General features: G+C 71.9%; 12 protein-coding genes. 8 read left to right on the plus strand and 4 right to left on the minus strand.

The window, feature by feature from the left end:
• The first annotated feature begins 18 nt into the window (after positions 1-18).
• Positions 19-972, plus strand: coding sequence for a hypothetical protein (locus tag ACFPIJ_RS04420; RefSeq protein WP_380113287.1), 954 nt, complete (start codon positions 19-21; stop codon positions 970-972).
• Positions 973-1,072: 100 nt separating this feature from the next.
• Positions 1,073-4,252 carry a tetratricopeptide repeat protein gene (locus ACFPIJ_RS04425; protein ID WP_380113309.1) on the plus strand — a complete coding sequence of 1,060 codons (3,180 nt, stop codon included), beginning with the start codon at positions 1,073-1,075 and terminating at the stop codon, positions 4,250-4,252.
• A 191-nt stretch (positions 4,253-4,443) separates the two neighbouring features.
• On the opposite strand, the gene ACFPIJ_RS04430 is transcribed toward ACFPIJ_RS04425, so the two are convergent.
• A complete protein-coding gene (locus ACFPIJ_RS04430) occupies positions 4,444-5,745 on the minus strand; it encodes a carbohydrate-binding protein (protein WP_380113288.1) in 1,302 nt (433 codons plus the stop codon).
• A 181-nt stretch (positions 5,746-5,926) separates the two neighbouring features.
• Here ACFPIJ_RS04430 and ACFPIJ_RS04435 point away from each other — a divergent pair, with 181 nt between their 5' ends.
• Both ACFPIJ_RS04435 and ACFPIJ_RS04440 read left to right on the plus strand, forming a co-directional pair.
• Entirely contained in the window at positions 5,927-7,237 is a 1,311-nt protein-coding gene (locus tag ACFPIJ_RS04435; protein WP_380113289.1) for a helix-turn-helix domain-containing protein, read from the plus strand.
• A complete protein-coding gene (locus tag ACFPIJ_RS04440; RefSeq protein WP_380113290.1) occupies positions 7,230-8,630 on the plus strand; it encodes a hypothetical protein in 1,401 nt (466 codons plus the stop codon). The genes ACFPIJ_RS04435 and ACFPIJ_RS04440 overlap by 8 nt, the downstream gene beginning before the upstream one ends.
• A gap of 205 nt (positions 8,631-8,835) precedes the next feature.
• Here ACFPIJ_RS04440 and ACFPIJ_RS04445 read toward each other — a convergent pair whose 3' ends face one another.
• On the minus strand, positions 8,836-9,300 hold the full coding sequence (locus tag ACFPIJ_RS04445) for a PPOX class F420-dependent oxidoreductase (protein ID WP_380113291.1): 465 nt from the start codon (positions 9,298-9,300) through the stop codon (positions 8,836-8,838).
• A 59-nt stretch (positions 9,301-9,359) separates the two neighbouring features.
• On the opposite strand from ACFPIJ_RS04445, the gene ACFPIJ_RS04450 reads away from it, so the two are divergent.
• The 3 genes from ACFPIJ_RS04450 to ACFPIJ_RS04460 all read left to right on the plus strand — a co-directional run bounded on the left by ACFPIJ_RS04450 (position 9,360) and on the right by ACFPIJ_RS04460 (position 11,904).
• The gene (locus ACFPIJ_RS04450) at positions 9,360-10,400 is read left to right on the plus strand and encodes a suppressor of fused domain protein (RefSeq protein WP_380113292.1); all 1,041 of its coding nucleotides are present in this window, start codon (positions 9,360-9,362) and stop codon (positions 10,398-10,400) included.
• Between the two features lie 48 nt (positions 10,401-10,448).
• Positions 10,449-10,820, plus strand: a complete 372-nt coding sequence (locus ACFPIJ_RS04455; RefSeq protein WP_203849243.1) for a VOC family protein — start codon at positions 10,449-10,451, stop codon at positions 10,818-10,820.
• Positions 10,821-11,721: 901 nt separating this feature from the next.
• Positions 11,722-11,904 (plus strand): hypothetical protein, encoded by a 183-nt coding sequence (locus tag ACFPIJ_RS04460; RefSeq protein ID WP_380113293.1) that lies wholly within the window; start codon positions 11,722-11,724, stop codon positions 11,902-11,904.
• A 595-nt stretch (positions 11,905-12,499) separates the two neighbouring features.
• Here ACFPIJ_RS04460 and ACFPIJ_RS04465 read toward each other — a convergent pair.
• Positions 12,500-13,531 carry a fatty acid desaturase family protein gene (locus tag ACFPIJ_RS04465; RefSeq protein ID WP_380113294.1) on the minus strand — a complete coding sequence of 344 codons (1,032 nt, stop codon included), beginning with the start codon at positions 13,529-13,531 and terminating at the stop codon, positions 12,500-12,502.
• Positions 13,532-13,647: 116 nt separating this feature from the next.
• Positions 13,648-14,088: a DUF5994 family protein gene (locus ACFPIJ_RS04470; RefSeq protein ID WP_380113295.1), complete on the minus strand. Its 441-nt coding sequence runs from the start codon at positions 14,086-14,088 to the stop codon at positions 13,648-13,650.
• A 274-nt stretch (positions 14,089-14,362) separates the two neighbouring features.
• On the opposite strand from ACFPIJ_RS04470, the gene ACFPIJ_RS04475 reads away from it, so the two are divergent.
• Positions 14,363-14,865: TCP-1/cpn60 chaperonin family protein (locus tag ACFPIJ_RS04475; protein ID WP_380113296.1), on the plus strand; the 503-nt coding region annotated here is incomplete at its 3' end.

Raw genomic sequence — 14,865 nt, forward strand, 5'->3', positions numbered from 1 at the left:
TGGGTGCAGACTGCAGGCATGGGTCCGGGGAGCCGTGGTCGTAGCCACAAACGCAGACATCGCCAGCAGTCCGTCCACCGCCGCACGCCGCACCGGCGGGCTCCTTCGACCGCGGCCGGCCCACCGGGCCTGTTCGCGGCGGTCGTCGGTGACGTCGACCCCCTCCTGCGGCGCATCCTCGGCGGCCCCGCAGCGCTCGTCCCCGACGACGACCCGACCGACGCCGAGTTCGCCGGCGCGGCGTTCGTGTCGATGGCCGCGCTGACCATCGGCGACCCGATGGCCGCCGTCACCGCCGGCGGCACCCTCGAGGCGGTCCTGCTCTCCGACGTGATCCCCAGTTTCGAGCGGGCGGTCACGCCCATGGCTCCCGCGGTCGTGCTCGGCCTCGGCAGCGTCGCGGGCGGCCGGGTCGCCGCCGCGGCCGCCGCCACCGTCGAGCGGATGGTCGCGGCCGGCGCCCACCGGCCCGTCTGGGCGCCGGAGCTGGCCGGTCCGCTGCGCGCCGGCGGCTGCCACCGCCTCGTCGCCGCCGACGGCACCCACGTCGGGCTCGGCTTCTCCGTCGCCCGCGCCGGCTGGACCAAGTCCGTCGAGTGCTACCTGGACCGCACCGACGGCAGGCTCATCCGCACCTACCTGACATTCCTCGTCGGCGTCGGCTCCCCGGCCCACGAGCAGCAACTCGGCGTCCGCCGCCACCTGCACGAGGCGATCCGCGCCGTCCGTGAGGACGTGCCGCCGGCCGACTTCCGCGCCCTGGTCGAGGACGCGCTCGGGCGCAGCGACGCCCACGACCGGCACCGGCCGACGCCGCTGATCGACCCGTTCGTCTTCGCCGGCGAGCACCTGTCGCTCACCGGGGCATCACCGATCGACGATGCGCCGGCGAGCCCGCTGACCCGCACCGTCACGCCCCTGCTGCGGGCCTGGATGCGCAGCCTGCCGCGCGAGGTGCGCAGGTTGCAATGACCGGCGACACTGGGAGCTGCGAGACGAGCGGTTGATTTCGCAAGTCGAACGGTAGGTTTTGCGGGACGAGCGGTAGGCGAGGATCGCGGCAGTGGACGACATGCAGGGCAGCCCCGCGACGGTGACGACCATGCCGGCGCTGGCGAACCTCCTGCGCGACCTGCGCCGCCGGCAGGCCCGCACCACCGGACGTCCCCCGCTGACCTACCGGCAGCTCGCCGCCCGCACCGGCTGGTCGCACGGGATCATCGGCGAATACCTGGCCGGAAGGGTCCTGCCGCCGACGGACCGCTTCGACGACCTCGTCCGGCTCCTCGGCGCCACCCCGGCGGAGCAGGCCGCCCTGGCCTCGGCCCGCGACCGGGTCGAGGAGCACCGCGCCGCGGACCACACCGTTCAGGGGACCCGCGACCGGCCCGGGGTCGCGCCCCGGCAACTGCCCGCCGATCTGGCGACGTTCGCCGGCCGGACCTGGCAACTGGCCCTGCTCGACCGGCTGACCGCCGGCCGGCGCCCGATCGTGCTGTCCGGCACCGCGGGCGTCGGCAAGACCGCGCTCGCCGTGCACTGGGCGCACCGGGTCGCCGGGCTCTTCCCCGACGGCCAGCTGTTTCTGGACCTGCGCGGCTTCGGGCCCAGCAGCCGTCACCCGGTGGCTCCGGCTGACGCGCTGAGCGTCGCCCTCGGCCTGCTCGGGGTCCCGCCCGCCCAGGTGCCGGCCGACCCGCAGTCTCGCGCCGGGATGTATCGCGGCCTGCTGCGCGACAAGCAGATGCTGATCGTGCTCGACAACGCCGCGACCGCTGAGCAGGTCCGCCCCCTGCTCCCCGCCGGGGTCGGCGGCGCCGGCCCTGGCGGCGCTGGTGACGACGATGGCCGCGCTGGCGACGCCGGCGGTAGTGGCGACGCCGGCGGTAGTGGCGGTGGCGGCGTTGTCGGCGGCGGTGGCAGCCTCGTTCTGATCACCAGCCGCATCGATCTGCCCGCCCTGGTCACGATCGACGGCGCCCGTCCCGTGACCCTCGACCTGCTCGACGCCGCCGACGCCCGCACTCTGCTCGCCGGTCGCATCGGCGCCGCCCGCACCGCCCGCGAGCCCGAGGCGGTCGACAGCATCATCGCCGCCTGCGCCCGCCTGCCCCTTGCCCTGTCCGTCGTCGCCGCCCGTGCCGCCCTGCACCCCGACTTCAGCCTCGCGGCGATAGCGGCCGAGCTGTCCAGCGCCCACGGCCGCCTCGACGCCCTGCGCTCCGACGACCCGAAGGCCGACGTCGAGACCGTCTTCTCCTGGTCCTATCAGCGCCTCACCCCACCGGCCCAACGCCTGTTCCGCCTCGGCGGCCTGCACCCGAGCCCCGAGCTGGGCGTCCCCGCCGCCGCGGCCCTCGCCGGCCTGCCCGTCGCCGCCGTACGTCCCCTGCTGGCCGAGCTGGTCCGCGCCCAGCTCATCATCGAACCCCGTCCCGGCCGCTTCGGCATGCACGATCTGCTGTGCGCCTACGCGTCGGGCCTTGCCCACCGCGACGAGCCCGCCCAGGAGCGCGCCGCCGCCCGCCGCCGCCTCATCGAGCACTACACCCGCGCCGCCACCACGGCCGCCATGATCCTCAACCCGTCCCGCCACCCAGCCGGCCTCAACCCCGCCCCCGATCCCACCGCGCCACTTCCTTCCACACCGCGTTCACCCGCGCCTCCTGCCTCCGCGCCTCTTCCCACCGCGCCACTTCCTTCCACACCGCGTTCACCCGCGCCTCCTGCCTCCGCGCCTCTTCCCCCCGCGCCGCTTCCTTCCACACCGCGCTCGCCCGCGCCTCCTGCCTCCGCGGCCCTTCCCCCCGCGCCCCTTCCGTCTACGCCGCTTGCCTCGACGCCCCTTCCCTCCACGCTGCCTCCGTCCACGCCCCTTCCGTCTACGCTGCCTCCGTCCACGCCGCTTGCCTCGGCGCCCCTTCCCTCCGCGCCGCTTCCGCCTACGCCCCTTGCATCCACGCCACCTTTATTCACGCCGCCCCCATCCACGCCGTTTGCCTCCATGCCGCAGACCACCCGGCCGCGGCCGGCGTCCTTCAGCGGTTCCGGCGAGGCCGACGCAGGCGAGCCCGGCCAGCCCGGACGAGTTGCCGCGCGGACGGACCGGGCACCGGCGCACGGCGATCGCGACGCGGTCGTGCCGGACCTCGGCGACGTGGACGGCCGGCCCGCCTCCGTTGAGGGGCATGCCTCCGCGGGAATCGGGTTCGCCTCCGTTGACAGGCGCACCGCCGTGGGGAGCGGGCACACGTCCGCAGACGGGCACACGTCCGTTGACGGGCACACGTCCGTTGACGGGCACACGTCCGCGAACGGGCACACCTCCGTGGACGGCGGGTCCGCCTCTCTGGACGAGCCGGCCGACGAGGCGGCGGCTGCGGAGTGGTTCGCGGCGCAGCAGCGGGCGCTCATCGCATCGGTGCAGGTGGCGGTCGCGTGCGGGTTCGACCGGGAGGCGTGGCGGCTGGCCTGGGCGATGGCCGACCATCTCGATCGGGGCGGGCACTGGGGCGACTGGATCGCGACGCAGCGGGCCGCGGTCGGCGCCGCCGAGCGGCTGGGTGACACGGCGGCTCTCGCGCTGGCGCACCGCAGCCTGTCGAGCGGATACATCCGCAGTGGACGGCACGTCGAGGCGCGGCGGCACCTTCAGGTGGCGTTCGACCTGTTCGTCGAGCGTGCGGACCACGCCGGGGCGGCCAGGTGCCAGCACGCCCTCGCCTGGTTACTGGAGACGCAGGACCGGTTCGCGGAGGCCGTTGCGCACGACGAGCGGGCGTTGGACCTGTTCCGGCTGGCCGATGACCCGGTCGGCCAGGCGCGGGCGCTCAACTCGGCCGGCTGGCACCACGCCCGGCTCGGCGACCACGACCTGGCGCTGGAGTGCTGTGAGGAGGCACTGGAGCTGCAGCGGGGGCTCGGCGACGCGGCCGGGGTCGCGGCGACCCTCGACAGCCTCGGCTACATCCACCACCGGCTCGGCGAGCACGAACAGGCGATCGAGCGGTACCGGGACGCGCTGCTGCGGTACGCGGAACAGGGCGATCGCTTCAACGAGGCCGACACCTCGATCCGGCTCGGCGACACCTGGGCCGCCGCCGGGCGGTGGGACGCGGCGCGGCAGGCGTGGCAGCGCGCCGTCGAGACGCTCGACCATCTGGCCCACCCGAAGGCAGCCGAGGTCCGGACCAGGCTGAAGGACCTCGACACGCCGACGGTCGACGGCCTGCGGTGGCCCGTCACCACCTGACAGCACTGAAACCGCTGGCGGCGACGGACCAACCAGGCGGGCCGCCCCCGGCGAGCCCGCCCCAGCCAGAACACCCAGGAGCGCGATCGGGTCGGGCCGCCCTCGCCATCCTGGACAGCGGAAACACGGAGCGGGCCCGACGACGCTGTCGGGCCCGCTCCTCCCCATTCCCGCGAACTATGACCAGCGAACTACGACCACAAAGCCGGGACGTTCGGCGGCTCCCAGCCGACCTGCGAGGTGTGTCCTTGCAGGCAGCGGTAGGACCGGCCGCCGTAGGTGACGGTCGCGCCGGTCGCGTATGCGGTGTTCGGTGCCCACGTTCCGCCCTGCGGCGGGGTCGTCGTGGCCGTTGCGGTGGGGCCCGGGCCGCCACCCGAGGTGATGAGGGTCAGTCCGTAGGCCTGCAGGATCTCGTTGACGGGCTGGTAGTACATCGTGCCTCCGGAGGTGCAGTTGCCGGAGCCGCCGGAGGTCACACCCTGCGCCTGGGTGCCGGACAGCCATGAACCGCCGGAGTCGCCGGGTTCGGCGCAGGCGTTGGAGCGCACGAGGCCGGTCACCGTGCCCTGGGAGTACGTGACGGAGGCGTTCTTCTGCTGGATCGTGCCGCAGCGCCAGCCCGTCGTGGAGCCGGAGCGGCAGACGGACGCGCCGACGGCCGCCTCAGTCGAGCCGGCCACGGCGACGGTGCCGCCGCTGTAGTTGTTCACCAGGCCGCGTGGGGTGTTGCCGGCGTCGACCTGCACCCACGAGTAGTCGTTGCCGGGGAAGCTCGACCCGCGGAACGTGCCGCTCGGCTGGGTGGTGCGGGCGCCGGTGGTGCCGCAGTGGCCGGCGGAAACGAAGCCGCCGTCGACGGAGAACCCGATCGAGCACCGGGTGCCGCTGCCGATGTAGTACGCGTTGCCGCCGACCACGTCGATGTACGGCTTCGGGTCCTCGCTCGTCGCCTCGACCCGGACGGCCGACGGGTCGACGGCGGCCGCGGCCAGGAAGTCCGTCGCCGCGGATCCGAGGACGACGACGGTGTTGGCGCGCAGGTCGGCGTACCAACCCTTGACGGTGCGCGGCGCGGCGGCGGAGTGCCGGTCGAGCCGGGCGACGACGTCGTTGAGCTGCGCCTCGCTGCGGCCGACCAGGACCGGGGTGGCGCCGAGGTTGCGCACGGCCTGCTGCTGGACGAGGTCGGTGACGCCGACGGCGACCGACCGGCCGTCGGTGGTGACCCAGGTGCCGCCGTAGCCGGCGCCGAGGGTCTTGCGCAGCACCTGCTGGGTGGTCGCGGCGCGGCTGTCGAGAGTCAGCCGGTCGCGGGCCTGTGCCGGGGTGAGGTGCAGGTCGCGTTGCAGGGCGCTGAAGACGGCGGGTGCCACGCCGGGCGGTGGCGCGGCGGCGGTGTTGGTGCCGGCGAGGGCGTTGTGGGTGAGTACGCCGGTCGTGACCAGGGCGGCGGTCACGGTGACGGACAGCACCAGGGCAGTTCTGCGCATCGCAGTTCCTTCCCGGAGGGTGGTGGCCGGCATCGGGGCGGGGAGGCTCCCGGCACCCCGATGCCGGAGACTGTGGGGGTGCGCAACTGGATGATTAACTCCAGTTACCGTCGTTGTTGCGTGAACGCTAGGACTCGTACAGGCGGCTGTCAATACGCAGTTGATGTGGGAAGGTGGCGCGGTGACGGAGGACGAGTCGCTCGGCGCGCGGATCAGGCGGCTGCGCCTGGAGCGCGGGCTGACGCAACGGGAGCTGGCCGAGCCGCGGTACACCCGCGCGTTCCTGGCCGCGATCGAGGCGGGCGTCCGCGTCCCGACTGCCGAGACGCTCGCCCACATAGCGGGCACACTCGGGGTCGACGCCGACGACCTGCGCCACGGTCGCCCCGCGGACGCGGCCGACGTGCTGACGGACGTGCTCGCCGAGGCGCGCCGCGAGCTGTCCCGCGGCAGGACGGGCGACGCGGCCGCCAAGGCCGATGACGTCGAGCGCCGGGCCCGCCGATACGCGCTGCCCGAGCTGCGGTGCCGGGCAGTTCACCTGGCCGGGGACGTCGAGCTGCACAGGGGCGACGTGGGTGCGGCGATCCAGCTGTACACCACCGCGAAAACGCTGCTCGAGCCGCAGCACGTCACCCTGCGCGCCGCGGTGGTCGCCCGCGAGGCCTACTGCCTGCAGATCACCGGCGCGACCGGCGAGGCGATCACGCTGCTCGAGACCGAGTTGCGCAGCGTCCGCGCCGCCGCCGACCCCGATCCCGACGCGCAGATCCGGTTGACCAGCGCACTGGTGTACACGTTTCTGGAGCTGGACTGGCGCGAGCGCGCCCGCCGGCTCGAACGCGAGGCGCTGCCGCTGCTGCCGAGGGTGCGCAATCGCGAGTGGCTGGCGCAGTTCAGCGTCACCGTCGCCCAGCTGCGGCGCGATCACGACCTCGCCGACACCGAACGGCTCCTCGGCGAGGCCCTCGCCATCTACACCGATCTTGGCCTCACCCGGGAGATCGGCATCTGCCAGTGGGCACACGGGTACGTCCTGCGCCGCGTCGGCCGGGTCGCCGAGGCCGCCGCGCGGTTCGAGCAGGCCCGGGCCATCCTGCGCGAGGTGGGCGCGGTGCAGGACCTGGCCGGCGCCACCCTCGAGCTGGCCGAGGCGCGCCGCCTCGACGGCGACCTGGACGGGGCGGAGCGGCTCGCCACCGAGGCGGCCGGCATCTGCCACCGCACCCGGCACCAGGAGTGCATGGCCGAGGCGGACCGCATCCTCGGCCGGATCGCCGGCGCCCGCACACCCGGCGACCCGATCGCCGATCAACTCCTCAGCAGCGCCGCCGATCGTTACGCGGAGTCAGGTCTTACCGCCGAACTTGTGACGACGAGCAGGTTGTTGGGCGAGCAGCGGCGTGCTGCCGGTAACGTCGAGGGTGCGGCGGAGAGCTTCCGGCGGGGGCTCCTCGCCGCCGCCCGCCCGTTGGTGACGCCCCATGAGTGACGGTATCGGCGGGCGGATCCTGGCCCTGCGCACCGGCAAAGGGCTGACCCAACGCGACCTCGCCGAGCCCAACTACACCGCCGCCTATGTCTCATCCGTCGAAAACGGTCACCGCGTCCCGTCCAACGACGCCCTCGCTCACTTCGCCAACCGCCTGTCGGTCGACGTCACGCAGCTCACCACCGGCCGCCACCCTGGCGACGCACTGTCCATCGAGATCCAGCTGATTGAAGAGCAACAACCGCCGCTCTGGTACGAGCACCGCGCCGCCGACCCTGCCGAGCCCCCGGTTCGTCGGGCCACGGCTGAGGTCGTACTGGGCCGTCGAGCCCTGAAGACCGCCACTCCCGACGACGCCGCAGCCCACTTCGAGCGGGCCCGACGCCTCATCCCGTCGACCCTTGCCCACCTGCGGACGCCGGCAGTCGTGGGGCTCGCCCTGTGCGCACGACTGCAGGGCGACCCGGGGTACGCCGCGTACCTGCTGACCGACCTCCGCGACGAGCTGCACCGCGCCGGGCTGCCGGATCCTGTGTCGGTGCTGGCGATCCACGCCGTGCTGGCGCTGTGCCAGTCGGACCTGGGCGAGGATGCCGGCGTGGCCGCGGAGACCGCGCTGGCGCTGGCCGGACCGGGGGCCGGCGTGGTCGAGGCGCAGTTGGCGACGGCCCGGACCCTTGCCGCGTCGAACCATCTGCCCGAGGCGAGGGCAGCGCTTGTTGCGGCGAGTGGCGCGAGCCTGGAGTCCTGGCTTGCGGATGAGATCGCCGGGGCGCAGCGGATCCGGGCCCGGAGGCGGCTTTCGGCGGGCGACCTGGCTGGTGCGCTGGCGGACCTGACCGCGGCGCGGCGGCGTTCGACGGGGCCGGCGGCGCTGGACGCGCTGGTCGATCTGGCGGAGGTGCATCGCGCGCTGGGCGACCCGGCGACGGCGCGCGCACTGCTGGCGGAAGCCGACCGGTCGTCCGGCGTTGACGGGCCGTCCGACGCGACTGGGCCGTCCGACGCGACTGGGCCGTCCAGCGTTGACGGGCTGTCCGGCGTGACCGGGCCATCCGGCGTGACCGGGCCATCCGGCGGGTTTCATAGTGGCGAGCCTGGTCGGCGCCCGCTCGGCACCGATCGGCCCGACGGCGGCGGATCGGCGGTTGATGTGCGGCGGGCACGGGCTCATCGCGTGCATGCGCTGCTCAGCCAGGACGCCGGGGATCTCGACGCGGCCGAGCAGCACCTCCGCGCCGCGATCACCATCCATCGCCGCACCGGCCCCCGGCGCGAGCTCGCCCAGCTCTCCCTCGACCTGGCCGACCTGCTGACCGCGATGCGCCGACCGGACGACGCCTTGTCCGTCCTCGCCGACGGCCTCACCGCCGTCGACAGCCACGCCGGGTAGCCACGGCACGGTCGCACATGCCACGGCACGGCCTCGATGCCTCGCGCACGCCACGCGACGCCACGGCACGGCACGGCACCCGATGCATCGGGCACGCCACACCACGGCCGCGATGTGTCGCGCACGGCACGGGGCAGGGCGGCACCGATGCATCGCGCACGCGGTCGGGGCGCGGCGGGCGGCGGGCGGCCGTGCCGCTTTGGGGTCAGTCCGCGAGCCGGGCCGGGAACCCACCCGTGGCGATCGGACCCCACGACTCGATCGTGACGCGCAGCAGTGACTTGCCCTGCTGGCGCATCGCTTCGCGGTACTCGTCCCAGTCGGGATGCTCGCCGGAGATGCAGCGGAAGTACTCGACCAGCGGCTCCAACGCCTCCGGCAGGTCCAGCACCTCGGCGACCCCGTCGACCTGGACCCAGGGACCGTTCCACTCGTCGGAGAGCACGACAACCGAGACGCGGCTGTCGCGGCGGGCGTTGCGAGTCTTGGCGCGCTCCGGATATGTCGAGATGACGATCCGCCCCTGCGCGTCGACCCCGCTGGTGACGGGTGAGGCCTGCGGGCGGCCGTCGGCTCGGGTGGTGATGACCAGCGCCCGGTGCCGGCTCGAAAGGAACTCGACCAGCTCGGAGCGGCTCACGTCAGTGTTTGTCGCGATGGTACGACTCATGCCTCAACCCTAATCGCAGCAAGGGTTGAAGGATTTCTGAACTATGGTTAGGTCGGCTGGTGACCTCCGACGCACCTGGCTGGGACGCCATCGACGCCGCACTCGACCGCCTGTACCCCGGCATCGAGCCCAAGCATTACGCCACGCTGCTGAAATGGTCGCTCGGCGGCCCGGATCCACTCGATGGCATCAGCTTCTACGCCCGCGAAACGCCGGTGCCGCACTGGCACATCGTCAGTTACGGCATGAGCGAGCTGTATTCGGCCCCCAATCCGGATGCGGAGTGGTCCGGGTGGGGATATGAGTTCACGTTCCGGGTGCGCCGCCAGCCGGGCGAGACCCAGCCGCCGGTCTGGGCCGCCAACTTCCTGCAGAACCTGGCCCGCTACAACTTCAGCAGCGGCAACGGCTTCGCGCCCAACCATCAGATGGATCTCAATGGGCCGATCGCGTTGGAGTACCAAACCCTGATCCGCGCCATCGCCTTCGTCGAGGATCCGGAGCTGGGTGTCATCGACGCCCCGTTCGGCAAGGTCCGGTTCCTGCAGGTCTTCGGCATGACCCTGGACGAATACGCGGCCACCCAGACGTGGAGCGTGGAGGCGGTGCTCAACCTCGCCGCCGGGCACGCCCCACTGTTCGTCACCGACCTGCGCCGCAAGTCGCTCACCGACATCCCCGCCTTCGCCGAGAAGGTCGCCGCCGGCCGCCGCCGCGACGGTTCGTCCACCGCCAGCCTTGCCGTCGCCGAGTTCGCCTGGCTCCCGGACGGCGACGGCTACCGCCTGATCGTCGGCGCCCACGCGGTCGAGCGCATCGCCGCGATCCTGCGTGGTCGCCTCCGCTTCGGACGGACCCTGGTCGTCGACGGCCCCGACAGCAGCGTCGAGTTCTCGTCCGGCAGTTTCGGCCTGGGTACCAACAGCGACCCCGTCCTACTCAAGATCGTTCTGACGGACGAGGCCCTGGACCACCTGACCGGCGTGCTCGTCCCCTTGGCCGGCGTCTCCCCCGTGCCGGAGGCCCCCGGCCTCATCGTCGACGTCCGCCCCACCCTCATCCGCGACGGTGACGGCAACGTGGTCGAACGTATCGGCTGACCCCGCCGATCCCGGAGAAAATGTCGGTCGTCTCCATAGACTGGAAGCATGCTTGACCACCTCGGGATCCAGGTCGCCGACCTGACCGCCAGCAAGGCGTTCTACGACGCGGTCCTCGCACCGCTCGGCGCGAAACGCATGATGGAGTTCCCCGGCGTCGCCGGTTACGGCGTCACCAAGCCCGACTTCTGGCTCGGCCCGGTCACCATCGACGTCGTCCAGCGCGAAGTGCACGTCGCATTCTCCGCCGCCGACCGCGCGACGGTCATCGCCTTCCACGAGGCAGGGGTCGCATTCGGCGCCGAGGTCCTCCACGCCCCACGGCTCTTCCCCGAATACCACCCGGACTACTTCGGCGCCTTCCTCCGCGACCCCGACGGCAACAACGTCGAAGCCGTCTGCCACTTACCCGCCCCGTAACCACCGCCACAAACGCGTCGACGGCAACGGCTTCGACGGCGCCTCGGGGTCGACGGCGCCTCGGCTTCGACCCCGCCTCGGGCTCGATCGCACCTCGAGTTCCATGGCGCCTCGGGCTCGGCAAAGGCGCCCTCGGGCGGTGGCACGAACCTCATTACCAACCCCACCCACGACTCCCGCGCACCTCGCCTCACCGAACGCGGGAAAGCGCAGGGCACGACTCCGCGCACCTTGCCTCACCCAACGCGGGAAAGCAGAGGGCACGATTCCGCCCACCTCGTGGGAGAGCGCAAGGCACAACTCCACGCACCTCGCCTCACCCAACGCGGGAAAGCGCAGAGCACAACTCCACGCACCTCGCCTCACCCAACGCGGGAAAGCGCAGAGCACAACTCCGCCCACCTCGCCTCACCCAACGCGGGGAGCACAACGGCCGCCCACAGGCCCCGCCCTTCCCACACGTTCCGCCGACCACCTTTGGTGGCAGACGGATGTCGCGGATGGTGTTCCGGCGGCAGTTGCCCGGCAAACGTGCCCACGGGAAGACCACGGGCGCGCCGTCCCACACGACACCGGAATCGCATGCCGCCACCAACCAGTCGATGGCAAGCACCACGCCTGGGCGCAATCGGCCGTGACGCCTGGCGTTGCCTGCGGCGCTATCTGCATCTTCGTATGAATTTGTCACAGTTTGTCCGGCTGGGACCTCGTTGCCAAGCAGGCGGTAGAGTCGGAGGCACCGCCCGACCCCGGGCGACGTTCCCTTTTAGCCGCACCGTCGGCGCGTTCGTTCTGCTGGCGCGCTGCCCGTTCGATGGGCAAGTCCGCGCGATGGGCAAGCGATGGTGAATTCCGGCTGACTGATGACCACCGTCCAGCAGTCACCATTTCGGGAGCAACCATGAACGTCGCAAAATCCAAGATCCTCGAAGTCCTGCGCAGCCGCGGGCAGAACGACCGGGCGGACTGGGTCGACCGGACGATGCCGGACGAGATCGACACCGCGAAGAACTCGGGCCTGCTCAGCCTGCTGAAGCTCGACGCCGCCGACCTGGCCGAAGAGCCGGACCGCCAAGCGAACTAGCGCCTTGCCCGGAAACGTTGACCGGTTCGGGTCGCGCACGACGTACCCGGATCGGCGCTTCGTCGTGCACCCACGATCGGCAGGAAGGTGTGGCTGCTGGGGGCGACCCCGAAGTTCGTGTCGATCAACGGAGGACCGGCGGCAGTGAACCCGGCGAACATTTTTGTGGCACCGCACTGGCACCCAAAGCGGTCAAAGCATGTCCTGAACGGACAGGCCACACAGGTGGGTGAAGCGCGACCCGCACCTGCTTGGCTCGCTGCCGCTGAGACGGCCGAGGCGGAGCCGGCGCTCGTCCGCGGCGTGCCGGGTCGGCGTTGACAATGGGTGCGACGGCATGGAACGCGTCCAGACATGGCCCCACGCATCCCACGCTCGACGGTAGGTCCGGTCGCGCAGTTCGCAGGTTGATCTCACCCCCATGATCGAGGGAGCGCAGGGGCCGCCCGCACAACCAGCACACACCTTCGATCACCGGAATGATCCACCCCGCCCACGGAGCGAAGGCCCGCAGACACCCTCGGGTGCAGGCGTCGCCGGATTGATGCTCCTGGGATCAGGGGCATACAACAAAAAGCGACTTCCGAGCAGGCAATCAGTGCCGGGATGGGGCGAGGGTGGCGCCTACGCCGTCCAGGTGGCGCAGCACCTCGCGCCAGGACCGCCACAGGCTGGTTTCGCAGTAGTCGACGCCGTTCTCGGCACAGAAGCGGCGGACGAGGACCTGGGCGCGGCGCAGGTTGGGGCGCGGCATGCTCGGGAAGAGGTGGTGCTCGATCTGGTAGTTCAGGCCGCCCAGCGCGGTGTCGATGAGCCAGCCGCCGCGGACGTTGCGGGAGGTAAGCACCTGGCGGCGCAGGTAGTCCAGGTCGTTGTCGGCGTCGAGGATCGGCATGCCCTTGTGGTTCGGGGCGAAGGCGCTGCCCAGGTAGACGCCGAAGAGGCCCTGGTGCACGGCGATGAACACCAGGCCCTGCAGCGGGCTGAGGACGACGAAGACCGCCGCCAGGTACAGCACGGCGTGGCTCGCCAGCAGCGCGATCTCGGTCGGGCGGCGGCGCAGTTTCGCCCGGAACACGGCCTGGACGCTGCTGAGGTGCAGGCTCATCGCCTCGAGCGTCAGCAGCGGCAGGAACAGGTAGCCCTGCACGCGCACGACGGCCGCGCGCAGTCCGTGCAGCCCTCCGGCCTGACCGGCGGTGAACGCCAGCGGCACCACGACGATGTCCGGGTCGGCGCCCTCGGTGTTGGGGTTGGCGTGGTGCCGGTTGTGCTTGTCGATCCACCAGCCGTAGCTCAGCCCGATGGCGAGGTTGGCGTGAAACAGGCCGAGGAGGTCGTTGGCGCGGCGGGATCGGAAGATCTGGCGGTGTCCGGCGTCGTGGCCGATGAACCCCACCTGCGTGAACAGCGCCGCCAGGAGCACTGCGGTGAGCAGTTGCCACCAGGACTGCCCGATGAGCACGAACGCCGTCCAGGTGGCGACCAGCAGGCCGCCGACGGCCACGATCCGGGTCGCGTAGTAACCGCCGCGGCGATCGAGCAGCCCGGCCTGCTTCACGCGGCGGGAGAGTTGGGCGTACTGACTGCCGAGGTTGCCCGGCGTCGGCTGAACAGACGTGCTCATGAGGTATCCCCAACCGTGGGAGGCGTGACGGCGAAACACTGCGTCACCAGGGTCTGGGGAGGCCCTGCCCACGCTACCCCGCCCGCACCTGGCCCGCACGCGGCACAGGAAGGGAGCTACGCCGGGTTGAGGATGGCCGCCGCGCGGAGACGGTTGCCGGGGTCCGCCGCGGCGGCCATCATCGCCTTGGCGTCGGCCTCGCCGGTCGTGGGTGGCACGACGAGCAGGTCGATCTGGACGCCACGGCCGGTGGTGGCGACCACGACCGCCGGATTCAGGGTGTCGAACCAGCCGATCCGCACGACGCCGTCGGGAACCGCCAGCCGCCGCACCCGGGTGTCCCAGGCGTCGGCGTTGAGCATCAGCCGATGGATCGGTCCGTAGCGGGCGGTCAGCGCGACGACCAGCCCCGGCAGCTCGGCCACCGGATCGGTCGACCGGGGCCACCAGCCGCCGTCGAGGACGGACACGTTGGTGCGCTCCTCGGCGAGCTCCAGCCGGGGTGTGGACGGCGGGCCGGGTGGGACGACAGTGGCACGCTGGGCGGTGGTGAGCACGGTGGCCCGCTTCCATCAAGGCGATCAAGGCGGGCCGGCAAGCGTGGACCCGATCGCCAACGAGTGGGAGCGACACGCCCACCATACGCCTGTTCGACGCCCGCGAACGGCGCCGGAGGTTGTGTTCCAACACCGTGGGTGCTACACCGGTGTTAGCACTCGACCTATGCGAGTGCCAGCCGCATTCGGTTGTGACCGTTTCCGCCACGGTCATCGCAGGTCGGTCCGAGCAGTGCCGCCCCGTTTTGGCACACCGATCCAGAGGACGACACAGATGGCCAAGTTGATCGCTTTCGGCGAAGAAGCCCGCCGCGGACTTGAGCGAGGGATGAACACCCTCGCCGACACGGTGAAGGTGACGCTCGGCCCGCGGGGCCGCAACGTCGTCCTGGACACCAAGTGGGGTGCGCCCACCATCACCAACGATGGTGTGAGCATCGCCAAGGAGATTGAGCTTCAGGATCCCTACGAGAAGCTGGGTGCCGAGCTGGTCAAGGAGGTCGCGAAGAAGACGGACGACGTCGCCGGTGACGGCACGACGACCGCGACCGTCCTCGCCCAGGCGCTGGTCCGTGAGGGCCTGCGCAACGTCGCCGCGGGTGCGAACCCGCTCGCGTTGAAGCGCGGCATCGAGGCGGCGGTGGCCTCCGTCATCGAGCAGCTGGCCGGGATCGCCAAGGACGTGGAGACGAAGGAGCAGATCGCGGCGGCCGCGTCGATCTCCGCCGGTGACTCCACGGTCGGCGAGATCATCGCCGAGGCGATGGACAAGGTCGG

Origin of the sequence: Dactylosporangium cerinum (assembly GCF_042653625.1) — a bacterium.
Taxonomy (GTDB): Bacteria; Actinomycetota; Actinomycetes; order Mycobacteriales; family Micromonosporaceae; genus Dactylosporangium; species Dactylosporangium cerinum.